Source organism: Oceanobacillus sp. B139/18 (assembly GCF_055524595.1).
Map to the genome: position 1 here is coordinate 232,556 of NZ_JBVFXI010000003.1, position 25,017 is coordinate 257,572.

Below are 25,017 nucleotides of genomic sequence, written 5' to 3' on the forward strand. Positions count from 1 at the left end.
TGGGTTTTCCTTTTGTTCCTAAGTTTTTAGCCAATATATCTTGCTTATATTAACTGTATCCATTTACAGTATACAATAAACCACCTAACACATTTATTTTAATAGCATATGCAAAAATGGTTGAAACAATTCTTTTATTATCATCTGTATTTTCTCGATTTGTTTATGTGTTGGAATTATTGCATATGGAAACCGCAGTAAAAGAATATGAAGGGAACAAAGCAGAAGAAGAGAAAGGAGCATAAATTTCGTAAACTAATTTTAAAACAGGTTCTATAAATAGAAACAATTGGCATTTTTTATTTACACTCCGATACAAATTAACTATATATTCCTCCATTAGGAAGGGTTTTATGTTTCTGTTTCACCGAGTATTGCGTACGCAGAGTGGCAATTCTCCTTAAATGATTAAGCCTTCCCAGATATTATAGAAGCATCTTGTACTACGGCCCCCGGCTGACTTCTGATAGTTCAGTGAACATTCGCATGTTCAGTTACGACTGTGTACCGCATTTCTATCAGGCCTCCCAGGGTAATTACACACTCTTCTTCTTCATGTCCCCACTTCATTTACTCTATGCACCCTTTCGCAGTAAGGCTTGTTTTGCAGTCTTACCCAAGCACCTCTAGCCTTCTATGAAGTTCGTGTTCCTAAGGTTAACCACTACTACTCCCTTCGCAGATCGGGACTTTAAACCTACAGAGTATACGCATGCCTCGTACACAAAAAGGGTGTTGTAACTTCTTCCAACCCGCCCATTTAAATCGCCGCCGCTACCTTTAATCCCAAAGCTTCCGGCTTGAAGTAGAAACAGCAACCGCTCCAGCATCTAATGCTGCTTTCACCTGCTCTTCCTCTTTAATCAAACCGCCGGCAATGACAGGAATATCAATTTCTCCCGTTATCTCTTCAATCACTTCAGGCATCAGTCCAGGCAAGATTTCAACGTAATCCGGATGAAATCGCTGAATAAGCTTAATGCTCTGTTCTAACGCCGCACTGTCCAAGATAAAAACACGCTGGATTGCCAGCAATTTATGCTTCTTAGCAGCGGCAATCACATTGCCGCGAGTTGTTAAAATTCCATCCGGCTTTATTTCACGCTGCAGAAATTCCATGCCGTACTCGTCTGCTTTCAATCCTTGGATCAAATCAAAATGGACTAATACCTTTTTATTTGCGCGATGAGCGTAATCAATCATACTCTTGAGCTGAACTAATCTGGATTCTAAAATAATAATATGTTCGTGATTACTTTCCAATACTTTCTCAAAGTCCTTCATCCGCCGTACAGCAGGCAATACCCCATGCATCAAGAATTCCTCCCTTCATGCCCATCCGGTGATTGACGCGATTCCATTTCTTCCTTGGTATAAATAATCCGCATTGGATTCCCCCCTGCAAAAGCTCCAGCCGGGACATCTTTATGAACAAGTGTCGCAGCCGAGACAATCGCTCCATCACCGATATGCACCCCCGGCAATATCGTCGAATTGGCTCCGATCATAACCTCATTGCCAATATGCACCTCACCCAGACGATATTCTGTAATTAAATATTCATGCGCTAAAATGGTGGTGTTATAACCGATAATGCTGTTATCTCCAACCTTGATTTTTTCAGGGAACATGGAATCAGGCATCGCCATTAAAGCAAAGGATGTACGGTCGCCTACTTTCATGCGCAACAGATGCCGATACAGCCAATTTTTCATTCTTAAAAAAGGGGTATATCGCGCAACCTGAATGACAATAAAATTCTTCACTATTTTAAAAAAAGATACGGTACTGTACATCTGCCATAGAGAATTTGCTTTATGATGAACCTTATACCTTTCCGTTCTCCGCATGCCTATTCACCTGCCACTGTTAATAAATCCCTCATTGTATCCAAATAATAGGTTGGATGATAGCTTTTTAAAAAGGCTTCTGTTTTCTCGGACCAGCTTACTGCCGCCGTTTGTGTGCCTGCCCGCTGTCCGGAAACAATGTCATGAAAATTATCTCCGACCATTAACGTTGTCTCCGGATCGGCATCCAGCAAACTCATCGCTTTTTCCACCGGTTCCGGATCAGGCTTTTTATTTACTACATCATCATAGGTAATGATGACCGAAAAGAAATCCGTCAGCTTGGTTAAATCCAGCCCCATCATCACCGTTTTTTTAATTTTTGTGCTGACGATTCCTAATGTAATATCCTTTTCATACAGCTGTTTGATTGTTTCATATACATCCGGAAAAGCTTCTACATAACGGTCATGCTCTCTCATATTATACTCCCGGTACGCAGCGACCATTTGCTCAGACAGCCCCGGATTTATTTCATAAAAGGTTTCATTTAGCGGCGGTCCGTTAAGATGTTTTATTTCTTCCGGTGTAAACTGCATATCAAATTGTTGAAATGTATGTTCAAATGAAGCACGTATCAGCTCATTTGTATCAATCAACGTTCCGTCCAGATCAAACAGAATGGTACGAATGCTCATGATGCATTTTCCTTTCTTCTTTTTTCCAGAAATAAGCAAGCGTCATCGTTAAAATAATCGCTACCGATAACCGGATAATCAATAATGGCCAAACTGGAATACCAAGCGGAATAAAGACTAGTGTATCTTCGACGACCGCATGGCAGGATACCAGAAAAATCAAGGCTAAATACATATCCTTCTTTGGCACATTATCTTCCTTTACTGCCTGCATCATAAGACCTGCTCCATAAGCAAGTCCAATCGTCAACCCGGCAACCATCGTCATGGAAGCCCGTTTATCTATCCCCAGCAGCTTCATAAACGGAGCGAATTTATTGGATAAAGCTGTCATCCAGCCCAACTCCCGCATAACCTGCATAATAATCATTAACGGAATAACGATACAAGCTAGTTGAACAATTGCTGTCAGCGCAGCCTGCGCGCCATGGAGTGCAATCTCCCACCAATTATCCAGCACTACTTCATTACTGGAAATGAATCCATATTGAGCAAGCTCTGAACCGCCATTCCAGAATAAATTAATCAGTAGCCCGGAAATGACAGCCAGTCCGACCCGAATACCGACGATGACCCACCATCTTACTCCGACACTGGTTGCTACAGCAGATTCAATAAAAAGATTATGAGAGAACGACAGCATGACTGCCATAATAAAGACTTCCTTCACTGTAAAATCAAAAGAAATAATCGCTGCAATACCTGCATATAAATTCAAGCCATTCCCTAAAACAAGCGGAACAGCGGCTTCACCTGACAAACCGAATAACCCCATAAGCGGGGAGATGATATTCATAAACCAGGGGAAAACTGGTGTAAACTGTAAAATCGTTATAATTAATGTAATGGGGAAAATAACCTTTCCAAGCTTTAGTGTGGTCTTTAACCCCTCTTTCAATCCCCTGTAAAGCATCCCTTTCATTTTCTTACCTCATTTCAACTTAGACAATTCCATTACTTCTTTTTCTTCTTCTTTTTACCTTTATTTTTATTCGACGGCTTTGCCTGTTTCTTTTTCGCAGGCACGTCAAGGTAACGGACGTTGGATGTTTTTATCAGATACAGCATCATGATAACTCCTGCTACAATCGTTAGTATGGAAACAACCTGCGCCGTTCGCAGTTCACCAATAACATATAAACTGTCTGTCCGGAGTCCTTCGATATAGAACCTTCCAATCGAATAGGTAACGGCATACATTAAAAATACCATGCCGCGTTTTGGATTGATCCTGCGGAAAAACAGCAGTCCGAAAAATATCAGGAAATTCCAGACGGATTCATATAAAAATGTCGGGTGATACATCACACCGTCAATTACCATCTGATTCATAATAAAGTCCGGCAAATACTGATGGAAGCTCTCATAAGCCGCCCCGGAAATTGGCCCGCCATGCGCTTCCTGATTAACGAAATTCCCCCAGCGTCCAATTGCCTGACCTAAGATTAAACTTGGTGCAATCACATCAGCAAGACGCCAGAAAGAAATTTTCTTTACTTTTGTGAACACGATAGCTGTGAGAACCCCGCCGATAATAGCTCCATGGATAGCGATACCGCCCTCCCAGACGGCAATCATCTTCCAAAGCGGACCATTCGCATATTGTTCAAATTCAAAAATGACATAATAGATTCTCGCTGAAATAATCGCAATCGGCACAGCAAAAATAATGAAATCCATAATGGTTTCTTTGCCAAGGCCGACTCTTTCTGCTTCCCTCGTTGCTAAATAAACGGCTAATACGGCCCCAACGGCGATAATAATACCATACCAATAAATGGTTAATGGCCCCAGTTCTAAAAACACGCGATCAATAGGAGCGTCTGTCCCAGTCATCTATATCATCCTCCTATTGTGATTCCAAATCACCTTGTTCAATCATTTTAGTTAACCGATCCGAAAATTCCTCTGCTGTATTCACGCCCATCCGCTTCAGACGGAAATTCATGGCAGCTACTTCGATAATAACAGCAAGGTTTCTTCCTGGTCTGACCGGTATCGTTGCTTTTGGCAAATGAACATCCATGATCTTCATGGTATCTTCATCTAAGCCTAAACGGTCGTACTGCTTCTTTTCATCCCAGATTTCCAATTGAATCACCATCGAGATCCGCTTTTGGCTGCGGATGGAGCTGGCTCCAAATAATGTCATAACATTGATAATCCCAAGTCCCCGAATCTCCAGTAAATGCTCAATCAGAGCCGGCGCATTGCCAATCAGACTCTCATAATCCTCCTGCCGGATTTCCACATTATCATCTGCTACAAGACGATGCCCCCGCTTTACTAATTCAAGCGCTGTCTCACTTTTACCGACACCGCTTTGGCCGATTATCAAGACGCCGACACCATAAATATCGATTAACACACCATGTACCGCAGTAAAAGGCGCAAATTTTGATTCTAAGTAATTGGTTAAACGGCTCAATACACGCGTGGTTGTCCGCGGTGATTGTATGATAGGAACGCCAGAGTGCTTCGATGCTTCAAAAAATTCTTCCGGTACATCCATCCCGCGGGAAATGATGATCCCCGGGGTTACATCCGTACATAGATTTTCAGCACGCTGCTTTCTCTCCGCTGCATTCAAACCCAGAAAATAAGCTAATTCTGTCTTTCCGATCAATTGCAGGCGTTCTCTGGGATAATAATCAAAAAAGCCAGTCATTTCTAATCCTGGACGTGAAATATCACTTGTGATAATCTCACGGTGAACCCCTTCTTCTCCTGCTACCAATTGCAAATGAAACCTGTCCAATAAATCTTTTGTACAGACGGTTGATACCATTTTGAAGCTCCTCTCTTCAACAAAGCTAACTGATATACATTTTAGCATAATCCATTTAAAAAACGTAGGGGAGAAGTTTTGGTGTGATTAAATTATTTTTGTTGTATAGGATAAGCTTTAACAGCAGAAAATACTTGTTATTTTGAAAAAATACTGTATACTATTCCATTAATATGAAACCGTTGATGAAGAGAGTAATTATATTTTTGTATGATAGCGAACCGAGGGGACGGTGTAAGCCCGGTGATACAGAATATAATGAAGCGCACTTCGGAGGAGCTGTCTGAACAATCAGTAGGATACGCCGGGTGATTCCGTTAAAGATACGATAAGATGGTTCTTATTTCACTCCTTTCCTAAAGGATAAAGCCACACATAAAATAAGAACAATTAGGGTGGCACCGCGGATAAACTCGTCTCTATGTTATATCATGGAGACGTTTTTTATTTATTGCGGAAAATCGTACGAAAAACTCCCGCTGAATGAAGGTTTGTTTTATAAAATTGTATTCCATTATACTAGGAGGATTGATAACATGAATTATCACCAGCAATTTGGAGATGTAATAGCTTCCCATTTAGAAGGAGTATCCGATATAAATGAAATCATTTCATTGCTGGAAAAACCAAAATATAATGCACACGGAGATTTAGCATTTCCTTGCTTTACACTTGCAAAAAAATTGAAAAAAGCACCACAGCAAATAGCAAAAGAGTTATCCGAGAATATTGCTGCACCCTTTTTAGAACAGACGATTGCTGAAGGCCCGTATTTAAATGGATTTTTAAACAAGGAGACGATCAGTAAAGAAGTAATCCAACATATTATCAAGGAACAAGAAAATTTCGGTTCTTTTTCCCAGTACAAGAAAAAAACAATCACGCTCGATTTCTCATCTCCCAATATTGCGAAGCCTTTTTCCATGGGACATTTACGCTCTACTGTTATTGGCAATGCCCTTGCTAATATATCAGAAAAATGCGGTTATAAGGCAATTCGTATCAATCATCTTGGCGATTGGGGAACTCAATTCGGCAAGATGATTACCGCATATAAGCTTTGGGGCGCAGAAGAAAAAGTACAGAAGAATCCAATCAAAGAACTGTTTCATCTATATGTGAAGTTTCATGAAGAGGCAGAAAAACATCCTCACTTAGAGGATAAAGCACGCTTTTGGTTTATACAATTAGAATCTGGAAACAAAGAAGCAACTCGGTTGTGGAAATGGTTTAGAGAAGAATCACTAAAAGAATTTGAGAAAATTTATAAGCTGCTGGATATCGAATTTGACTCCTATGATGGGGAAGCTTTCTATAATGATAAAATGAATACAGTTGTCCAAAAGTTGAAAGCGAAAGATCTTCTGTCTTTCTCTGACGGAGCAGAAGTGGTTGACTTAACAGATGAACAGATGCCGCCTTGCTTAATCAAAAAGAAAGATGGTGCTACCCTTTACGCAACGAGAGATCTAACTGCAGCTATTTATCGAAGAAAGACCTATCATGTTGAAAAGTCCTTTTATATCGTAGGGCAAGAACAGCGCCTTCATTTTCAGCAGCTATTCCTCGTACTACAGAAAATGGGATATAACTGGGCAAATGAATTAGAGCATGTACCATTTGGCTTTATATTAAAAGATGGCAAGAAAATGTCGACTCGTAAAGGGAAGGTTGTGCTATTAGAAGATGTCATCAAAGAAGCTATTGATCTGGCTCACCAAAATATTAAAGCTAAAAACTCAACATTAGAAAATAAAGAAGACGTAGCAAAAGTGGTTGGTGTCGGCGCCATTATTTTTCATGACTTAAAGAATGAACGACAAAACAATATTGAATTCAACTTAGAAGCGATGTTGAAATTTGAAGGTTCTACCGGGCTTTATGTGCAATATACTCATGCCCGCGCCTGCTCGATACTTCGGAAAGCTCCTTCTGGAATTTATTTTCCTGATACTGGACTAACCGATTTGCACAGCTGGACTATCATCAAAACATTGATGAATTTTCCAGATGTAATCGAAAAAAGTTTTCAGCAGGCTGAACCATCAGTTATCGCAAAATATGTTTTAAAATTAAGTCAAGAATTTAATAAATACTATAGTAATATCAAAATATTAGCGGAAGACGCAGAACAAAGCAGCAGACTCGCGTTAGTAAAATCGACTGCGATTGTGTTGAAAGAAGGTCTGAGACTGCTTGGAATCAAAGCCCCCGAGGAATTATAAAAATCAGTCCACTATTTTTGTTTAAGGTACCTCTTATTTATTTTGAAAATACGCTTCACCATTTAACGAAGCTGTCAACAAAATGCACAGTATGCATTCGTTGGCAGCTTCTTCATTTGAGAACTTATCCTACATACTGCGCCGCCTTTTGCCCCAGGATAATACCGCTAATGGCTCTTCCCAAATACTACGATTCCGATAAGGACCCAGTCAAGCGCAGACATCCCTCCGCCGCTTTCATTTGCGTCACTTACAGCACTTTCAGTATCTTCAGCATTTGCTGTATCATCAGCAGTATGATTGTTGTCCTTATTTTCCGCGGTTCCATCCGTTTCATTACTGTTGGAGGTGTTCTCTGTTCCTTCGTTTAAATTAAGAATAAAATAGTTTATTCTTATATTGAGTACTATTTTTATAAAAAAACACTCTTCTTACGTATATTGTATAAATCGTTACGATAATTGAAAAAATCATATTACCTGTATAAGGCTGAGGAGTTTGATTACTTATAAGCACTGAACTGATTGTCGCAAAAAAGATTGAATAAGTTATCATTATCCAAAACCCCCATTTTTTTAATTGAATGTAACCATAGACCATTACTAACGAAAACAAAGCCAAGATAACTCTCATTATGCGTTCAGGTATACTGTGAAGTCCGATCCTTTCAGCTATACTAATCACATTCGCATTCGGGTCATAAAAAATTGCGGTAGATAACAAAACTATCGCACCAAAAATATAGAAATAACTTATTAATGTAACTCCTAAAGGTCTTTTCACTGTGACACTTCCCTTATATTATTTTAAACATTTGATATGTCCTGTTCTACCGTCAATCAAATGGATAAAGTCTTATATCCGGAGACGTAGATAACTTGAATTTATCACATCTTTTTATGTTCTGTATAAGATTTTCTTTAATAATTGGTTCTATGTCAAGCACTTGGTAACGCTAAACTACTTCATAGCTTTCTGAATTCATACAATAATGCTTAATCATAAGAGGTTAGATAACTAATTGAAAAAATTTATAAAATGGATAAAATAACTCACAATCTGTTGGTTTGTTTAAAACCGGGATGAAAAATATGAGCCATACATTCTTATTAAAAATTTTAAAAATAGCTCTGTTTCTACAAATTATTTGGTATATCATGTTCTTCACGAATATTCTTGGTTTGATTGGATCTATAAGTGAGTTATTACAAGATATAGTATGGATCGGCATATCAACATTCGGATTATCACTTTCTATTTCAGCTTTCTTCAAAAAATCATTTACTCCTCTTTCGGTTTGTACATTGTTCCTTTCCATCTCAATTATCTTGCTGTGGTATTTAATAACTGGAATTGGGAAAATGGGATAAAAGAAGCATTATAGATGTTTCTAAAAAACTAGCTAAATAATTACATACAAAGAGTGAGTTTCTATTTTCTATCCTAAAAAGCAGCAACTCACTCTCTTTATAACCGGATCAATTTGTTTTATTCATGATCATCCTCTATACCTCCCTGCGGATTATCCAACTCCACATCTTCTGCAATACGAACTTTACTGTACATTTCTTCATTGTCTCCTTCAATAAGTTCTACGTTAAATTTGTAACTGTCTTCTTCCATTTCCACATTTTCAAAACGCTCCGAGCTTTCAAACCGCAGGATTACTCCATCGTCCATCGGTTCTTCATTCACTTCTTCCGCATTTTGCGGCATGTACTTTTCTGCCCCTGCCAATGCTTCATCATAGGTTCGCTCTGACTCATCCGTTTCCAAGAAATCGAGTCCAAAAGCATAAACAGTATCTTCTTCAGCACTCATTCCTGCGTAAATGGAAGAAGTGTCATCCATACAGTTAAAAAATAGAGCAGAAAATAAGCCTTCCCCTTGCGCATTAAAATGATTTTCTCCATACGCATCAGCAAATTCATCCGTTGTACTTCCAAAACCAGGCATGCCCCCAGCTTCACTGTTACAGCCTCCCATAAATAATAAAGAAAGCGTAATCAAAAAAAGCCATTTTTTCATTAAATCTCCCCTGCCCTTCCACATTATTTTTATCCGTTCCTTCCATGCTGCTATTAAAAATATTACCTGGTGGGTTCTGGTTTAGACAAACACTTATATTTTTTCCTCTTGCACTTCACGTTACGGAAACCGTTATACTTATCTGTAAAGGAGCTGATTCAAATGTATACCATTGGAGAATTTGGAGCAAAAACCGGATTTTCAACACGGACGCTGCGTTTTTATGAAGAGCTTGGAATTCTTTACCCAAGCAAAAGAAATGAGAGCGGTCATCGATTATATGGCTTGGAAGAACTCGCTGCCTTACAGCGTATTCAATCGTTAAAGTTTATTGGCTATTCGCTTCAGGAAATCAAAGAATTGCTCGATAAAGAAGAAATTACCTTAGAAAATTTTGTAGACTCCGTCCCTGTTCAAAGAAAGGTTTTGGTGCATAAGCGCGAAGAATTAAACCGCGCCATTGCAGCTATTGATCATGTGCAAGCACTTTTAGATGATGATTTCCCATTAGATTGGACGGTCCTCACCTCGCTGCTTCACGGGATGGAATTTGAAGAAGAGCAAAAGGCATGGATGAAGGAGCATTTTCCAGATGATTTTGCATCACTTTTCACAGATATCCCAAAGAAAAAACGTGAAAAATTAGATAGAGAATGGCTTTCCATTCTGGCCGAGGTGAAAAGACTGATGCGGGAAAATGTTCCTCCGCATGCCCCAGAAGCGCAGCAGGTATTTTTAAATATCAATGATTTATTTATGAGGATTGTCCCTGAAGATGTTATTACAGAAAATATCGATAAATGGGAGGAGCAATTGGAATCTGCTGAAGCTGATGATTTTGTAGCTCCGACTTTTTGGTCGAAAGAGGAAGAAGCTTATATGGAGGAAATCGCTAAAGCGATGGAACAGAAGTATAAAGAGAGTGAAGGGAAATAATGGACTGAAAAAGTCCGAAAGAGCTCACTATCTACACTGAATCACTTCGGACTTTTTCATTCGATATTTTTATATGTACTTTTCAAGAAAAATATAATTCTGTAAGCCTTCCCCAATCTATTTCATTTGAAACATTGATAAAGTATGGCGCTTGCCATGCTTGTGTTTTTTTTGCAGCGTTATTTAACGACTTTTCCCAAGAAGGATATACTCTTATTGCCATTTTCCCTTTGTTATCAATCGTTCTTAATATTCTTTTTTCTAAAAGCAAGGACTTTGGAAAAATAAACTGACCTTTCAGGTCTTTATCTATAATTGAAATCATTATTTTATCAGGACTTTCACTATACGCATAAGCCTGATTACGCTGATTTACATCTTTTTCCCAGAAAACAACAAAGTAGCCTTTTTTCTTTGGTGTTCGTTTAGCTAAGCGGCTCCTATACATCGTTTCATGAATCGTAAAAGTAGTCCCTTCATATTCCATATTTTGCGGCTCATTCACTATATTTGTGATGTCATCATCTGTGCCAGAAAGCAATGATTTGATTAGGTTTATCGATTTTAGCATTTTTTCTTCTCCTTCCTTTTTTATCCCCCTCGCCCTCAGAGCAGCGGTATCTTGACAATATCCGTTTTAGTACACAAAGAAAAAGCCAGGCAATAACCTGACCTTCCCTTCTATCGTCGTATATCCCGGACAACACTGTTTAAAATCATCGAAATCAATGAAATCACAATCGATGCGATAAACGCCGTTCCAAACCCGTCAATGACAAAGGAAGGTCCGATAAGCGCCTGCGTAATCATCAATATAATCGCATTGACCACAATTAAAAACAATCCAAATGTAATCACCGTAATGGGCAATGTTAAAATAACCAAAATCGGCTTCACAAACATATTCAGGATGGCTAAAATAACACTTGCTAACAGCGCTGTGCCAAATCCATCCAGCTGAAATGAATCAAAAATCTGTGCAACTGCTATCAGCGCGACAGCATTTAATACTAATGAAATAACCCCCCGAAGTAACATTAATACACGTCTCCTCTAGGCATAATAAATGCAGCAATCAGATAAACAATTGCCAATGTAGAAAAGCTCGGGATAAGCAGAATCAAGAAAATAATCCGGAGCAGGGTCGGATCCACATTTAAATACTCTCCTATTCCGCCAAGGACACCAGCTAATATTTTATTGGTTTCGGAACGATATAATTTTTTCATGAAAGTACCTCCTCAGGTAATTGTTTTGCCATCTATTTATTCATGGATATGTGTGCTTCTACTGGTATATACGAAAATAGAAATGAAAAAGTTTCATTTCTATTTTCCCTCTCCCTATTCTTTTTAAACAAAACAATTAGTTGGAGCTGTTCTTTTCAAAATCCCAAGTATAAAAACGTTCCATCGCCTGATGCTCAATCAGTTCATTTTTCACTTCTTCATCGATTTCATCCATCTGTTTAAACCAGCCAAACATGCCTGCTACCTGAGAATCATGAGACAGAACCGTTTGCAGCTTTTTATCAAACGTATCATGGACATCATTCACGATATCAGGGCTTCCTAAATCCTCTTCATGACCATTGGAAAAGGCTTGTGCCCATACTTTTGGTCTTTTCTCAGGAGTCATATCTTCTACAGCCTGAATCGCAGCTGCTCCCAAGGAATTATGATCCGGGTGCACAGCATAGCCGGGATAGTGTGTAATCACAAGAGAAGGTTTAATTTCTTCTAAATAGCTTCTTAAATGATCGGCCACCTCTTGTTTATCTTCAAATTCAATCGTTTTATCACGGTATCCGAGCATTTTCAGTTCCATATCTAACGTTTCACATGCCTGCTTCAACTCTTTTTTACGAATTTCAGGCAAGGATTCCCGATTTGCAAATGTCGGATTCCCCATATTCCTCCCCATTTGTCCTAACGTTCCACATAAATATGTTACTGGCACTCCATCTCTTCGAAACTGTGCGATGGAACCAGAAGCGCCGAATGCTTCATCGTCTGGATGCGGATAAATAACTACTACATGTTTCTCCATTACGTTCACCTATCTTTCTAGAATCAAGCTATATCCTTCGTTTTTTATTGATGAAAAGGCGTCTCACTAATTTCTAATGCCACCATTAACCGGCCTTCTCTGTCATGACCGGCCAGCAGCAATTGGTCTTCCTGATAAATCGTCCAGTCGGTCAGTCCTTCTGCATAAATCCAGCCAAGCTCCATTTTCAAACCAACACGATAGGAGTTCCCTTCTCCTATAATCTTTGCCTGTTTATAGGTTACTTTTGCATTACGTATATATGCACCAACGGTATAGGCATTGGCGTCTAAATGATTCGCATAAGCTCCATTTGTTGTTTCCAAATGAACATACACTTCTTTATTTAAGTAACTGTCCAGCGCCTGCTGAACTTTTTCAATTTCTATCGGCTTCATGTTTCAACCTCCACTTCTTATTCTTTTACTCTATCGAAATGCGGACAAATCGTCAATTAGATAGCTTATTCATACGAAAACAACGCTTTAAGCTGATTTAAAAATTACATTTGCACCCTATTCGTAAGATATTTACGTTTTATTATACCATAGTATTCTGATTGGATTGCAAATGTATGATGAAATAAACTATTTTTTCTCCAACAGCATTGTGATTTGCCTTAAAAACATTGTATCTATCTGCAAATGTTTTTACAGTCTGTGATTCTGTGATAAAACAAAGTCCATCTAAAGAGCAAAATTGCACTCTAAAGATGGACCGGCTATCCTCTATTTACTGCTGACTTTCTCTTTCAGCATGTCCTTCATACGTTCCTTATCGCGCTCTAACACAGGGCCAAGATACTTTCCTGTATAAGAAACATCTGCCTGTTCTGCGATTTTTTCCGGCGTTCCCTTCGCGATAATCTGACCGCCGCGGTCTCCGCCTTCCGGACCTAAATCAATAATATGATCCGCACTTTTGATGACATCCAGGTTGTGTTCGATAATTAAGACAGAATCCCCATTATCTACAAGTCTCTGCAGAACCTCCAGCAGACGGCGGATATCGGCAGAGTGAAGTCCTGTTGTCGGCTCGTCCAGAATATAAAATGTCTTTCCGTTAGAGCGTTTATGCAATTCACTCGCCAATTTCACACGCTGTGCTTCCCCGCCGGATAATGTCGTTGCCGGCTGACCTAACTTAATATATCCTAAGCCGACATCATAGATCGTTTGCAGCTTCCGTTTAATTTTTGGAATCGCAGAGAAAAACTCCAGTGCTTCTTCAATACGCATTTCCAAAACATCAGATATGCTTTTACCTTTATACTTCACTTCCAATGTTTCCCGGTTATAACGTGCTCCGTCACAAACCTCACAAGGGACATACACATCGGGAAGGAAATGCATTTCAATCTTGATGATTCCATCGCCGCGGCAGGCTTCACAGCGTCCGCCTTTAACGTTGAAGCTGAAACGGCCTTTTTTATAGCCGCGTATCTTCGCCTCATTTGTCTGGGCGAACACATCACGAATATCATCAAATACCCCGGTGTACGTCGCCGGATTGGAACGCGGTGTTCTCCCGATTGGAGACTGGTCGATATCAATGACTTTTTCAATATGCTCGATGCCTTTTATGCTTCGATATTTCCCTGGTTTTACTTTTCCTTTATATAATTCTTTTGCTAAGGATTTATAAATGATCTCATTAACCAGCGTACTTTTCCCTGAACCGGAAACCCCTGTGACAACGGTCATCAGACCAATCGGAATTTCAGCTGATACGTTTTTTAAATTATTTTCCGAAGCGCCGGTAACTTTTATTTTGCGTTTATCCGCTTTTTTACGTTTTGACGGCACAGGAATAAATTCTTTTCCAGATAAATAACGGCCCGTTAATGAATTCTCATTTGCCTTCACATTCTCCGGCGTATCACTGGCAACAATCTCCCCGCCATGCTCACCGGCGCCAGGTCCGATATCAATCAGCCAGTCCGCCGCAAGCATCGTATCTTCATCATGCTCCACCACAATCAGCGTATTATCTAAATCACGCATCTGTTTGAGTGTTTCAATCAGACGGTCATTATCCCGCTGATGCAGTCCGATAGAAGGCTCATCCAGCACATAAAGCACTCCTGTCAACGCAGAACCGATTTGTGTCGCCAGACGGATCCGCTGTGCTTCCCCTCCGGAAAGTGTTCCTGCTGAACGGGACAGCGTTAAATAATCCAAGCCGACATTATTTAAGAATGACAGCCGGTTATCTATTTCTCTTAAAATCAATCGTGCAATCTGACGGTCCTTTGCACTCAATTCAAGCTGCTTAAAGAAATCCATTGATTCCAGGATAGAAAAATCTGTTACCTGACTGATATGCTTCCCGTCAATTAATACAGCAAGCGCCTCTTTATTGAGACGGTTCCCTTTACAGGTTGGACAATTTTTCTGCGCCATATATTTTTCTAATGTCTCACGGATAAAATCCGAAGAAGTTTCTTTATATCTGCGTTCTACGTTCTTTAACACACCTTCAAATGCAACATCCTTCGTACGGGAGCTGCCAAAATCATTTTCATAATGAAAGTGGATTTTTTCTTTCCCGCTTCCATATAAAATTTTATCCATTTGTTCCTCAGGGATATCCTTCACTGGAACATCCATCGGAATGCCATAATGGTCGCAGACGCTTTTCAATAGCTGCGGGTAATACTGCGAGCTGATTGGCTCCCATGGTGCGATAGCATGCTCATTTAACGTCTTATCCCAATCCGGAATAACCAATTCCACATCGACCTCCAGCTTGGTGCCCAGCCCATCACAGCTTGGACACGCGCCAAAGGGGCTGTTAAAGGAGAATAAACGCGGCTCTAATTTCCCGATAGAGAAACCGCAAATCGGACAGGCATGGTTTTCACTGAATAACAATTCTTCATCATCAATAACGTCCACGATTGCATTGCCTTCTCCCAGCTTCAGTGCTGCTTCCAGGGAATCACTCAGCCGGCTTTCGATGCCGCTTTTAATAACAATACGGTCGATAACCACCTCGATAGAGTGCTTTTTATTTTTCTCCAGATTAATATCATCCGCAACCTCCATCATATCGCCATCAATTCGAACACGCACATAACCTTGCTTTTTCAAGTCCTCTAATACTTTAACATGTTCCCCTTTTCTGCCGGATACGACCGGAGCCAAAATCTGCATTTTCGTTCTCTCCGGATATTCCAGAACCCGGTCAACCATCTGCTGTACAGTCTGCGAGCTGATCTCGATACCGTGCTTCGGACAGGTCGGCTTCCCTACGCGTGCAAAAAGCAAACGCAAATAATCATAAATCTCGGTCACTGTTCCGACTGTCGATCTCGGATTTTTGCTGGTTGTTTTTTGGTCAATCGAAATTGCCGGAGACAAGCCCTCAATCACGTCCACATCCGGCTTGTCCATCTGTCCCAGAAATTGTCTTGCATAGGCAGACAGCGATTCTACGTATCTGCGCTGTCCTTCTGCATAAACGGTATCAAAGGCAAGGGAGGATTTCCCGGAACCAGAAAGCCCTGTAAGAACCACTAATTTATTTTTAGGAATATCCACATCGATATTTTTTAAGTTATGCGCTCTGGCACCTTGGATTTTTATAGATTTACTTGGCATAAAAAATTCATCCTTCCGCTTTAAGCTCCAAGAGAACATCTCTTAATTCTGCTGCTTTCTCGAAGTCTAGATTTTTGGCTGCCTGCTTCATTTCTTTTTCCATTTTTTCGATGACTTTCTGCTTCTCTTTCTTCGTCATCTTCTTCATTTGCTTCGCTTCCGATTCATACGTTTCCGGTGCTTCCGCAGCAATTGTTGCCTGGATAACGTCGCGTACTTCCTTGCGAATCGTTTGCGGGGTAATGCCGTGTTTTTCGTTATATTCCTGCTGAACCATACGGCGGCGTTCTGTTTCATCAATTGCTTTTTGCATCGAATCGGTCATCTTATCAGCATACATAATAACTTTACCCTGTTCATTTCGTGCGGCACGACCCATCGTCTGAATCAGCGAACGCTCGGAACGAAGGAAGCCTTCTTTATCCGCATCCAAAATGGAAACTAAGGATACTTCCGGAATATCCAGCCCTTCCCGGAGCAGGTTGATTCCGACAAGCACATCATATTTCCCGACACGCAAATCACGGATTACTTCAATCCGCTCTAATGTTTTGATTTCCGAATGCAGATAAGCTACTTTTATCCCGATTTCTTTCAGGTAATCTGTTAAGTCCTCTGACATTTTCTTCGTTAACGTCGTAATCAACACGCGTTCATTGCGTTCCGTCCGCTTATTGATTTCACCTATTAAATCATCGATCTGCCCTTCAATCGGACGGACCTCCACCTCTGGGTCCAGTAAGCCGGTCGGACGGATGATTTGCTCTGTCATTTCTGGTGAATGCTCTAATTCATACGGTCCCGGTGTCGCCGAAACATAAACCAGCTGATTGGTCTTTTCTTCAAATTCTTCAAACCGCAGCGGGCGGTTATCCATCGCAGAAGGCAAGCGGAAGCCATGATCCACTAATACCTGTTTCCGGGCCTGGTCCCCGTTATACATACCGCGAATCTGCGGCAGCGTCACATGGGACTCATCAATAATTACTAAAAAGTCCTCTGGAAAGAAATCCAGAAGTGTATAGGGCGTTGCTCCCGCTTCACGCAGTGTCAGCGGACGTGAATAGTTTTCAATCCCGGAACAAAAGCCCATTTCCCGCATCATTTCTAAATCATAATTGGTCCGCTGCTCGAGACGCTGCGCTTCCAGCAGCTTCCCGGCATCGTTTAATTCCTTCAACCGGTCTTCTAATTCTTTTTCAATATTTTTAATCGCAATTTTCATTTTCTCTTCACGGGTCACAAAGTGAGAAGCCGGGAAAATAGCTACATGCTCTCTGTCGCCGATGATTTCTCCCGTCAGCGCATCGACTTCACGGATCCGGTCGATCTCATCTCCGAAAAATTCTACCCGGATACAATGCTCCTCATGAGATGCCGGGATAATTTCCACGGAATCCCCGCGCACACGAAACGTCCCGCGCTGAAAATTAATATCATTTCTTGCATATTGAATATCTACTAATTCCCGCAGAAGCTGATCTCTTTCTTTTTCCATGCCAAGTCTAAGGGACAGCACCTGGCTTCTGTATTCTTCCGGGTTACCTAAACCGTAAATACACGACACACTCGCTACGATCAATACATCGCTTCGTTCAAAAAGCGCCGATGTCGCAGAGTGGCGCAATTTATCTATTTCATCATTGATGCTGGCGTCTTTTTCAATAAACGTATCGGTAGAAGGCACATACGCTTCCGGCTGATAGTAATCATAATAGCTCACAAAATACTCTACCGCATTGTTTGGAAAGAACTCTTTAAACTCACTGTAAAGCTGTCCTGCCAGTGTTTTATTATGTGCAATAACAAGCGTCGGCCGGTTGATTTCTTTCACCACATTGGACATCGTAAATGTTTTCCCCGTTCCAGTAGCACCGAGTAACGTCTGATGATGCTGGCCGGCAAGTACCTTATCTACAATTTCCTGAATAGCTGCCGGCTGATCACCCGCAGGCTCATAAGCAGAAACTAACTCAAATTGCTCATTCATCCTATTTCCTCCGTTCCATACCATAGCTATTTTCTATTATATCCTTTTCTCAAAAAACGAACAAGTATTCGTTCTTGTTTTTAAGAAATTATATATTTTTTTATATTATTATTGAAATAACCTCTATTTTCATTATAGCCTTTCTGTCAATCTTTCAATCCTCGTTTTATTGTTATAATCAAATAAGAATGCTTGGATGCAGCAGTAAACCACTGTTCCAAGCATTCTTATGTTAAGAGGCGTTTGTATTCTTTTCTCTTCTAGCTTTAAAAGGCTCTTCCGCAAATTGAAAGCCTAAGGAATGGTGCTCTCCTTCATACAGAGATCCTTGTACAAAACGAACCTCTTCCTCATGGTTCAAAACTTCCATTTTAATATAAGCTCCGCTTCCCTGCAGTGCTTCATAAAAAGCTTGGCTTGTCCGTACGTTTTTCCCGCCGACTCTGTAAATGACCTCGCCAGTCTCTATTTCCAGCCTGTCCGCCGGACTGCCAGGCAGCACGCCAACCACTCTCAGGCCTTTGGCATGCGGCTGATAGTACGGACGGCGCAAACGGTCTCCTTCGCGATAGCGATAATTCAAATACTCTTTTCCGATAATCGCCAAAATTATCGCAGCCAGGGAAAGGTACGGGATAAATACTCCGCCGACAGCAATAAGTAAAATACCGATTGCTAAAAAGGTATTTGCTTTTGCCAGCTTGTAAATCGCATCCTGATGAAAATGTCCTTTTGCTTTATAGTTAAACCCAATCAAAAATGGAATCAGTGCTAAGCCTAAGCTGGATTCTCCAATGGATAAATACGGCCACCAGGGAGCAAAGGAAGTAATTAATCCTTCAGGCACAAGCATCAGCAGAGGAACAACCGTTAATCGTTTGATTTGCTGTTCGCCTACCCAGACACCGCGGTCACTCAGCGTAATTCTTGGAAACGTATCTTGCTTTTCAATACGTTTAATGAACAGGGATTCTACAAAAAGAAGCAATCCCGCTAATACAGCTAACGCCGGAAGACTGCTTTCGTAAAGCAAGGAATAATCAATGACATCTTGCATGTCAATAAGATACGGTGCAAAAAACAAAATAAGAAAAGTCAGCCCAAGTGTATAGCTGGGAGACAATAATGTAAAATGCGTACTGATGCTTAATACAACAAAGCTTAACGCTAAAACGAGAAGTGTTTCATAAGAGAATACCATGCCTGTGCCAATAATGACGGCAGAAATCAGTATTCCGCTGATTAAGGAGACAAGCCAGGTCCGATGCCACTCCATAAACTTCGGATATATTTTTATCCCAAAATCGTACCGCTCCCGTTTGATTCGAAAATAACTTGCCATCGTCAATATAAATAAAAACCAGTATAATGCCGGATTCAGAAAAAATTTGCCTATACCTTTTGCCAATTCAATAAGCCATGCTTCCACCAATACTCTTCACCTGCTTTGCAAATACAATTTGTTCATCCATCACATAGTGGTGGATGAACAAATCTCTTATTTTATCACGGAGAATCGCCCGTAAATCTTCCGTCTCAAAATAGAAAGTGGAAATATAATTAGTCAGAGGGGAGTTAACGGGCGCTAACTCCCTGAATCATTTAGGCTAATTCAGCGAGAGAAAAGCAACAACTCCCGCTGAATGAAGTTTCGTTTTATTGATAAAGTTCTTCTAAAGAGCGTTCCAGCTGTCGGTCGTCCTCTCCGTCCCGAATCTTTTCAATAACCTGTGTTTCAATTAAACCGCCTGTTTCTTCGTCTACTTCTCCAGTTGTTTCCAAGTCATTATCTTCCTGAAATTCTTCTACAGCTTGCTCTGTTTCTTCACTGAAATAACCGTCTGTTCTTCCAGTATCATATCCCAGTCCAGATAACATCACTTGCATATTTGCCACTGCTTCGCTTGTATGGTCAAACGTGAGCGGCTCGTCATCTGTCACTTGAATCGGAGTAGAGTAGTAGTAATCATCCTGCCTTTGTTCGACGGTCGGTTCCACTCCTTTTCCATCAATCCACTCGCCGCCAGGAGACAGCCATTTAAGAGTTGTCATTTTAATAGAACTGTCATCCCCAAGCGGAATAGCCTGCTGTACGGTACCTTTTCCAAAGCTTGTTTCTCCCACAACATCATAATCAAGCTCTTTCATAGCAACAGCGACAATTTCAGAAGCAGAGGCACTGCCTTCATCAATTAACACGCTGATTGGATAATCTTTCGCCTCATCCAGATTAGACACATACTCTTCTGCATTTCCATTCGCATCCTCGATTTGCAGATAAGGCATATCACTTGGAACAAATTGCTGTAAGATTTCTTCCGCAACATCTAACAGTCCGCCCGGGTTCCCGCGAACATCAATGACTAGACCGTCAATATCCTGCTCTTCCAGATCTGCCAGCTGTTCTTCAAATTCTTCTCCTGTATGCTCAGAGAAGTTTGTGATTTGAATAACTCCTGTATCCTTGCCATCTTCTGATTCCACTTCACTATATACGGTTTCCACCGGAATCGTATCTCTTTGAATCGTTACTTCAAATGGATCCGAAGTACCTAAACGCTGTATTTCTAAAACAACATCGGTTCCTTTTTCTCCGCGGATTTTAGCAACTGCCTCGTTTACATTCAATCCTTCTAAACTCTCTCCGTCCACACTTAAGACCTGGTCATTTGGACGCAGCCCTGCTTTTTCCGCAGGTGATTCTTTCATTGGCGACATAATGGTTATATAGCCGTCTATCTCACGGACCTCCGCACCAATTCCTTCAAACGAAGACTCAATCTGCTCGTTGAACTGCTCCATCATTTCACTATCTAAGTAAGAAGTATGCGGGTCTTCCAGCGTCGAAAGCATCCCTTCTATAGCGCCTTCCACCAGTTCATTATCATCAACATCTTCTATATAGTTTGATTTGATTAAATCAAAGGTTTGAGAAATCTTGTCTAAATCTGCCGGTAATTCAGCAGATGATTCTTCCTCGGCATTATCAGTTTCATTTTCTGAATTCGTTATTTCCAAAGGAGCGTTCCCCTCTGAATTTTGAGCTAATTTAACTCCGCCGTAGCCCCCTAACACACCGATAAGCAGAGCACCAATTAATATCAGTATGATTTTAGTTTGATTAAGCTTCATTTCTACACCTCTTTGTTGCTTCAAAAGCTTCCATCCAGCTCCGAAGTTGAATTAATATATCTATCACAAGCAGCAAACCATTTAGAAAAACTGATATTCGTAAAAATCATTTAAAAAGCGTATGTTCCTATATAAAAATAAAGACACTTCTCAAGTAAAACAAAGCATATTTATTTTCTAATAAAGAAATCATATCATGTTATCCAGTGAATGACTATGATTTTACACACAAACATTATCTAGAATCTTTCTTTTGAATAGACTATTCAGAACATGCTTCTGGCAGCTTTATTTAATAACAAGAAATCCGAACTAATTCACATTCTGCCTAAAAGCAAATGAAGTACTAGTTCGGATTTATTATTTGATAAATTTCTATTTATTTAGCTTTGAATTAATTCAAGTAGCCTGCCGGGTCAACCGGGTTCTTATAGCCTCCAGGGTGAATTTCAAAATGGAGATGGACACCAGTGGAACCTCCCGTATTGCCCATTACAGCGATTTGATCGCCTTGGCTCACCGTCTCGCCATTAGATACCGTAAAGCTATCCAAATGTGCATATAAGGTCGTATACTCCTGGCCGTTTATATTATGCGTAACCATCACCGTATTGCCATAACCACTCATTGAACCAGTATAAGCCACCACACCATCAGCAGCTGCACGAATTACTTTATCCGCTTCTCCGGCTTGCCCAAAATCCATTCCGTTATGCGGTCTGACATCTCCATGTATCGGATGTACACGATTCGGATCAAAAGGAGAAGTGGTCGGCCCGGAGGTTGGTCGAATAAAACCAGAACGATTGCTTGGCGCAGCATCTTCTGATTTCACCTCACCAGAAGCTCCGCTGGCTACTTGCACGTCCACATCACTTTCTTCTTCCTGCTGTTCTGTTTCTTCTTCACTGGAAGTATCTTCACTCTCTGATTCTTCCTCTGCCGGCTGGCTCTCTTGTTCCTGCTCTTCACTTTCTTCTTCCTGCTGCTCTGATTCTTGTTCACTTTCTGCCGCAGCTCGACGCGCTTCTTCCGCCTGACGTTCTTCTTCTGCCTTGCGCTCTGCTTCGGCTTCTGCCTCAGCACGTGCTTTCTCTTCTGCTTCCTTCTGTTCCAGATCATCCTTTTTACTTTGAGCAGACTCTAATGCAGATTGCTTCGCTGCTGCCTGAGCGTCAATCAGCTGCTGCTCCTCCTCAGCTGATAACTTCACTTCTTCCATTTCATCGTACTCAATTTCTAAGTCAGCTAATAACGTTTCTTTATCAGATATTTGTTCATCTAATTGGTCTTGCAATGCAAGCAGGTCATCATGCTGATCTTCAAGCGCTGCTTTATTTTCTTCTACAGCAACCTTATTTTCCTCAACCGTCACTTTACTTGCTTCCAGTTCCCCTTTATCGTCTTCCAGCTGCGCCTTATCATTAGCCTGTTCCTCCATAATAGATCTGTCAGAATCCATTACTTTATTCACCGCGGTACTGCGAGAGACGAATTCACTGAAATTTTGTGCACCAAAAATAACCTCTAAGTATTGAATTTCTCCACCATTCTGCTGAATACTGCGGAGACGGTCTTTAATGAGCGCATCTCGCTGTTCGATTCGCTCTTCTAAATCTACTATGTCTTCTTCTAATTCCTCTATACGATTAGACAATTCCTCTATTTCATCTGTTAAACTTTCAATCTCCTGATTGGTTGCTTCAATCTCGCCTTCTTTATCAGCGATATCTGATTGTGTCCGGCTCAATTCTTCATCTATGGATGAGATTTCACTTTCCACGTCACTTTGTTCTTTTTTGTTTGATTCAAGCTTTTCCTCCGAATCATCTTTCTTTTTCTTTGCTTCCTCTTTTTCCGATTCCAAATCAGACTTCTCTTTCTCCAGTTCGTTAATTTCATCTTCTACATCTTTTACAGACTCTGCTGAAACAGAATGTATTGGTGTCGTGACTGTGAGCAATGTAACCAGGCTGAATGCCGCAAGTGCTCTCAAGCTTCTCATATGTTGTTCCCCTCTCCATTTTGTTTCTGCTTTATAGTAAATTGTGATTTTTTTATCAGCTGAAAACTACCCCCTATGTCTTTCTGCTCAGCTGACTATTCTATTTTAGAAAAACTCGTATTCACTGCGTTTGCAGCAAATGCGAGTTTTTCTTATTTTCCCTATATGGAACATAATCTTTATTTCTTTTGTATGCTAGACTTTTAAGAATTTACGTACACTCATCACGCTTCCCCAAACGCCGATTACTGCTCCTATCAGCAGTACCATCCCGGACAGCTGCCAAGCAAATGGATTGAATGGCAGAAGGTCTATAAATCGGAAGGTATTCGTTATACCTGGTAAGTTATGATAAATATAATAATAACCTCCCACGATAACGGCCATTGGGGTTATGGAACCAAGTATCCCTAACAGTGCCCCTTCCACAAAGAACGGCCAGCGAATAAAGGAATTCGTTGCTCCTACTAATTTCTGAATGCCAATTTCGGTACTTCTTGCAATAATTGTTATCTTGATTGTATTTGAAATTAAGAAAATAGCTGTAAATACCAGCGCTATAATCAATGCCATTCCAATTGCTCTTGCATAATTATTAAATTGGAAAAGCCGATCAACTACTTCTTGGCCATATAATACATCTTCTACGCTGTCTAACTCGCTGATTTGATTGGCAATAGCCTCTGTTTCCTCAGGAATGCCAGCTTCCACGATATATACATGGTTCAACGGGTTGTCCTGCTCCAGCATGACCCACGCCTGGCCGTCATCTCCCATACTGTCAATTAAGCTTTTTAATTCATTATCATTGGAAGAAAATTGAACCTCTGCCACACCATCTATCTGTTCAATTTCTTCACCGAGTTCGACAATTTGATCTTCATCTGCCGTTAATTCAATTAGCGTACTGATTTGTACATCCTGCTCGATATTCCTTGCCATTTGGTCAAGGTTCAGAACTAAAGCCAAAAATACAGCTACAAGAATTAAGGTTGTGGTTACGGCCGCAATGGAGGCAAAGGTCATCCAGCCATTCCGGAATATGTTTTTCATACCTTCACGTATATGTCTTAACAATGTTCTAAACTTCATAGCCGTAGTCACCCCGCTGTTGATCTCGTACAATATTCCCATCTTCAATTGCAATGACACGACGTTTAATTGTATTAACAATATGTTTACTGTGAGTTGCCATGATTATGGTTGTACCTTTTGAATTAATGTCTTCTAAAACTTCCATAATTCCCCATGAAGTATCCGGGTCCAGGTTTCCTGTCGGTTCATCGGCTATTACAACCTTAGGGTTATTTACAATCGCCCGTGCAATTGCCACACGCTGCTGTTCCCCGCCAGATAATTCACTTGGAATCATTTTTGCTTTATCCTCTAATCCTACAAGCTGCAAGACTTCTGACACTCTGCGTTTGATACTTTTTGGCGACGTTTCGATTACTTCTAAAGCAAACGCCACATTTTCATAGACTGTCAGTTTTTGCAGAAGTTTGAAATCCTGAAAGACAACTCCTATATCACGACGCAAGTATGGGATATGCCTTTCTTTTATTTTACTTAATTCTCGTCCATTAATGATTATCTTACCTTTTGTCGGCTTTGCTTCACGATAAATCAAACGAATAAAGGATGATTTACCAGCCCCGCTCGGCCCGACAAGATAAACAAATTCACCACGATCGATATGTATATTTATATCGTTCAGTGCTGTCACACCATTACTATATGTTTTGGATACATTCTCCATTGTTATCATTTCATG

The 25,017-nt window shown here is 40.6% G+C and carries 23 protein-coding genes and 1 other annotated feature; of the genes, 3 read left to right on the forward strand and 20 right to left on the reverse strand.

Features of this window, described 5'->3' with window-relative positions; all coding sequences use genetic code 11:
- Positions 1 to 116 precede the first annotated feature (116 nt).
- Positions 117 to 245, forward strand: a complete 129-nt coding sequence (locus ACZSMY_RS11565) for a hypothetical protein (RefSeq protein WP_256704976.1) — start codon at positions 117 to 119, stop codon at positions 243 to 245.
- Positions 246 to 780: 535 nt separating this feature from the next.
- On the opposite strand, the gene ACZSMY_RS11570 is transcribed toward ACZSMY_RS11565, so the two are convergent.
- The 6 genes from ACZSMY_RS11570 to hprK are packed head-to-tail and all read right to left on the reverse strand — an operon-like array spanning position 781 to position 5,276.
- Positions 781 to 1,314, reverse strand: coding sequence for a glycerol-3-phosphate responsive antiterminator (locus ACZSMY_RS11570; protein WP_465147799.1), 534 nt, complete (start codon positions 1,312 to 1,314; stop codon positions 781 to 783).
- Positions 1,314 to 1,850, reverse strand: coding sequence for an acyltransferase (locus tag ACZSMY_RS11575; protein ID WP_465147800.1), 537 nt, complete (start codon positions 1,848 to 1,850; stop codon positions 1,314 to 1,316). The genes ACZSMY_RS11570 and ACZSMY_RS11575 overlap by 1 nt, the downstream gene beginning before the upstream one ends.
- 2 nt (positions 1,851 to 1,852) lie before the next feature.
- Positions 1,853 to 2,488 (reverse strand): pyrophosphatase PpaX, encoded by a 636-nt coding sequence (ppaX, locus tag ACZSMY_RS11580; RefSeq protein ID WP_193064303.1) that lies wholly within the window; start codon positions 2,486 to 2,488, stop codon positions 1,853 to 1,855.
- Positions 2,463 to 3,410 (reverse strand): nucleoside recognition domain-containing protein, encoded by a 948-nt coding sequence (locus tag ACZSMY_RS11585; protein WP_042530225.1) that lies wholly within the window; start codon positions 3,408 to 3,410, stop codon positions 2,463 to 2,465. Before ACZSMY_RS11585 ends, ppaX begins: the two co-directional genes overlap by 26 nt.
- Positions 3,411 to 3,442: 32 nt before the next feature.
- Entirely contained in the window at positions 3,443 to 4,324 is an 882-nt protein-coding gene (gene lgt / locus ACZSMY_RS11590; protein WP_465147801.1) for a prolipoprotein diacylglyceryl transferase, read from the reverse strand.
- A gap of 13 nt (positions 4,325 to 4,337) precedes the next feature.
- A complete protein-coding gene (hprK, locus tag ACZSMY_RS11595) occupies positions 4,338 to 5,276 on the reverse strand; it encodes an HPr(Ser) kinase/phosphatase (RefSeq protein ID WP_042530222.1) in 939 nt (312 codons plus the stop codon).
- A 173-nt stretch (positions 5,277 to 5,449) separates the two neighbouring features.
- Positions 5,450 to 5,700 (forward strand) — a binding site (T-box leader).
- Between the two features lie 112 nt (positions 5,701 to 5,812).
- Here hprK and argS point away from each other — a divergent pair.
- Positions 5,813 to 7,501 carry an arginine--tRNA ligase gene (gene argS / locus ACZSMY_RS11600; protein WP_465147802.1) on the forward strand — a complete coding sequence of 563 codons (1,689 nt, stop codon included), beginning with the start codon at positions 5,813 to 5,815 and terminating at the stop codon, positions 7,499 to 7,501.
- 372 nt (positions 7,502 to 7,873) lie between these two features.
- Here argS and ACZSMY_RS11605 read toward each other — a convergent pair whose 3' ends face one another.
- Positions 7,874 to 8,284: a hypothetical protein gene (locus ACZSMY_RS11605; RefSeq protein WP_465147803.1), complete on the reverse strand. Its 411-nt coding sequence runs from the start codon at positions 8,282 to 8,284 to the stop codon at positions 7,874 to 7,876.
- Positions 8,285 to 8,989: 705 nt separating this feature from the next.
- Positions 8,990 to 9,529 carry a hypothetical protein gene (locus ACZSMY_RS11610; protein ID WP_465147804.1) on the reverse strand — a complete coding sequence of 180 codons (540 nt, stop codon included), beginning with the start codon at positions 9,527 to 9,529 and terminating at the stop codon, positions 8,990 to 8,992.
- A gap of 162 nt (positions 9,530 to 9,691) precedes the next feature.
- Between ACZSMY_RS11610 and ACZSMY_RS11615 the strand changes: the two genes are divergently transcribed.
- Complete coding sequence (locus ACZSMY_RS11615) at positions 9,692 to 10,465, forward strand: MerR family transcriptional regulator (RefSeq protein WP_042530217.1); 774 nt, start codon at positions 9,692 to 9,694, stop codon at positions 10,463 to 10,465.
- Between the two features lie 82 nt (positions 10,466 to 10,547).
- Here the strand turns inward: ACZSMY_RS11615 and ACZSMY_RS11620 are convergent, their stop codons facing one another.
- The 12 genes from ACZSMY_RS11620 to ftsE all read right to left on the reverse strand — a co-directional run bounded on the left by ACZSMY_RS11620 (position 10,548) and on the right by ftsE (position 25,011).
- Positions 10,548 to 10,952: a MepB family protein gene (locus ACZSMY_RS11620; protein WP_455725790.1), complete on the reverse strand. Its 405-nt coding sequence runs from the start codon at positions 10,950 to 10,952 to the stop codon at positions 10,548 to 10,550.
- 194 nt (positions 10,953 to 11,146) lie between these two features.
- Positions 11,147 to 11,503, reverse strand: a complete 357-nt coding sequence (locus ACZSMY_RS11625; RefSeq protein ID WP_042530213.1) for a phage holin family protein — start codon at positions 11,501 to 11,503, stop codon at positions 11,147 to 11,149.
- A complete protein-coding gene (locus ACZSMY_RS11630; RefSeq protein ID WP_042530211.1) occupies positions 11,503 to 11,694 on the reverse strand; it encodes a PspC domain-containing protein in 192 nt (63 codons plus the stop codon). Before ACZSMY_RS11630 ends, ACZSMY_RS11625 begins: the two co-directional genes overlap by 1 nt.
- Before the next feature lie 136 nt (positions 11,695 to 11,830).
- Complete coding sequence (gene bshB2, locus ACZSMY_RS11635; protein ID WP_042530210.1) at positions 11,831 to 12,514, reverse strand: bacillithiol biosynthesis deacetylase BshB2; 684 nt, start codon at positions 12,512 to 12,514, stop codon at positions 11,831 to 11,833.
- A gap of 44 nt (positions 12,515 to 12,558) precedes the next feature.
- A complete protein-coding gene (locus ACZSMY_RS11640; protein WP_040978834.1) occupies positions 12,559 to 12,912 on the reverse strand; it encodes a YojF family protein in 354 nt (117 codons plus the stop codon).
- 330 nt (positions 12,913 to 13,242) lie between these two features.
- Positions 13,243 to 16,116, reverse strand: coding sequence for an excinuclease ABC subunit UvrA (gene uvrA / locus ACZSMY_RS11645; RefSeq protein ID WP_343769592.1), 2,874 nt, complete (start codon positions 16,114 to 16,116; stop codon positions 13,243 to 13,245).
- 7 nt (positions 16,117 to 16,123) lie between these two features.
- Positions 16,124 to 18,106 (reverse strand): excinuclease ABC subunit UvrB, encoded by a 1,983-nt coding sequence (gene uvrB, locus ACZSMY_RS11650; RefSeq protein ID WP_465147805.1) that lies wholly within the window; start codon positions 18,104 to 18,106, stop codon positions 16,124 to 16,126.
- Between the two features lie 232 nt (positions 18,107 to 18,338).
- On the reverse strand, positions 18,339 to 19,535 hold the full coding sequence (locus ACZSMY_RS11655; protein ID WP_289584436.1) for a PDZ domain-containing protein: 1,197 nt from the start codon (positions 19,533 to 19,535) through the stop codon (positions 18,339 to 18,341).
- Between the two features lie 227 nt (positions 19,536 to 19,762).
- Positions 19,763 to 21,238 carry a S41 family peptidase gene (locus ACZSMY_RS11660; RefSeq protein ID WP_465147806.1) on the reverse strand — a complete coding sequence of 492 codons (1,476 nt, stop codon included), beginning with the start codon at positions 21,236 to 21,238 and terminating at the stop codon, positions 19,763 to 19,765.
- Positions 21,239 to 21,632: 394 nt separating this feature from the next.
- Entirely contained in the window at positions 21,633 to 23,243 is a 1,611-nt protein-coding gene (locus ACZSMY_RS11665; protein ID WP_212928326.1) for a murein hydrolase activator EnvC family protein, read from the reverse strand.
- Positions 23,244 to 23,438: 195 nt separating this feature from the next.
- The gene (gene ftsX, locus ACZSMY_RS11670; protein WP_042530201.1) at positions 23,439 to 24,335 is read right to left on the reverse strand and encodes a permease-like cell division protein FtsX; all 897 of its coding nucleotides are present in this window, start codon (positions 24,333 to 24,335) and stop codon (positions 23,439 to 23,441) included.
- Positions 24,325 to 25,011 carry a cell division ATP-binding protein FtsE gene (gene ftsE / locus ACZSMY_RS11675; protein WP_042530199.1) on the reverse strand — a complete coding sequence of 229 codons (687 nt, stop codon included), beginning with the start codon at positions 25,009 to 25,011 and terminating at the stop codon, positions 24,325 to 24,327. The genes ftsX and ftsE overlap by 11 nt, the downstream gene beginning before the upstream one ends.
- Positions 25,012 to 25,017 lie beyond the last annotated feature (6 nt).

Bases quoted from the DNA above. Each gene is read 5' to 3' on its own strand.
- ACZSMY_RS11565 (WP_256704976.1), top strand. From the start codon at position 117: ATGGTTGAAACAATTCTTTTATTATCATCTGTATTTTCTCGATTTGTT.
- ACZSMY_RS11570 (WP_465147799.1), bottom strand. From the start codon at position 1,314: ATGCATGGGGTATTGCCTGCTGTACGGCGGATGAAGGACTTTGAGAAA.
- ACZSMY_RS11575 (WP_465147800.1), bottom strand. From the start codon at position 1,850: ATGCGGAGAACGGAAAGGTATAAGGTTCATCATAAAGCAAATTCTCTA.
- ppaX (WP_193064303.1), bottom strand. From the start codon at position 2,488: ATGAGCATTCGTACCATTCTGTTTGATCTGGACGGAACGTTGATTGAT.
- ACZSMY_RS11585 (WP_042530225.1), bottom strand. From the start codon at position 3,410: ATGAAAGGGATGCTTTACAGGGGATTGAAAGAGGGGTTAAAGACCACA.
- lgt (WP_465147801.1), bottom strand. From the start codon at position 4,324: ATGACTGGGACAGACGCTCCTATTGATCGCGTGTTTTTAGAACTGGGG.
- hprK (WP_042530222.1), bottom strand. From the start codon at position 5,276: ATGGTATCAACCGTCTGTACAAAAGATTTATTGGACAGGTTTCATTTG.
- argS (WP_465147802.1), top strand. From the start codon at position 5,813: ATGAATTATCACCAGCAATTTGGAGATGTAATAGCTTCCCATTTAGAA.
- ACZSMY_RS11610 (WP_465147804.1), bottom strand. From the start codon at position 9,529: ATGAAAAAATGGCTTTTTTTGATTACGCTTTCTTTATTATTTATGGGA.
- ACZSMY_RS11615 (WP_042530217.1), top strand. From the start codon at position 9,692: ATGTATACCATTGGAGAATTTGGAGCAAAAACCGGATTTTCAACACGG.
- ACZSMY_RS11620 (WP_455725790.1), bottom strand. From the start codon at position 10,952: ATGGAATATGAAGGGACTACTTTTACGATTCATGAAACGATGTATAGG.
- ACZSMY_RS11625 (WP_042530213.1), bottom strand. From the start codon at position 11,503: ATGTTACTTCGGGGGGTTATTTCATTAGTATTAAATGCTGTCGCGCTG.
- ACZSMY_RS11630 (WP_042530211.1), bottom strand. From the start codon at position 11,694: ATGAAAAAATTATATCGTTCCGAAACCAATAAAATATTAGCTGGTGTC.
- bshB2 (WP_042530210.1), bottom strand. From the start codon at position 12,514: ATGGAGAAACATGTAGTAGTTATTTATCCGCATCCAGACGATGAAGCA.
- ACZSMY_RS11640 (WP_040978834.1), bottom strand. From the start codon at position 12,912: ATGAAGCCGATAGAAATTGAAAAAGTTCAGCAGGCGCTGGACAGTTAC.
- uvrA (WP_343769592.1), bottom strand. From the start codon at position 16,116: ATGCCAAGTAAATCTATAAAAATCCAAGGTGCCAGAGCGCATAACTTA.
- uvrB (WP_465147805.1), bottom strand. From the start codon at position 18,106: ATGAATGAGCAATTTGAGTTAGTTTCTGCTTATGAGCCTGCGGGTGAT.
- ACZSMY_RS11660 (WP_465147806.1), bottom strand. From the start codon at position 21,238: ATGAAGCTTAATCAAACTAAAATCATACTGATATTAATTGGTGCTCTG.
- ACZSMY_RS11665 (WP_212928326.1), bottom strand. From the start codon at position 23,243: ATGAGAAGCTTGAGAGCACTTGCGGCATTCAGCCTGGTTACATTGCTC.
- ftsX (WP_042530201.1), bottom strand. From the start codon at position 24,335: ATGAAGTTTAGAACATTGTTAAGACATATACGTGAAGGTATGAAAAAC.
- ftsE (WP_042530199.1), bottom strand. From the start codon at position 25,011: ATGATAACAATGGAGAATGTATCCAAAACATATAGTAATGGTGTGACA.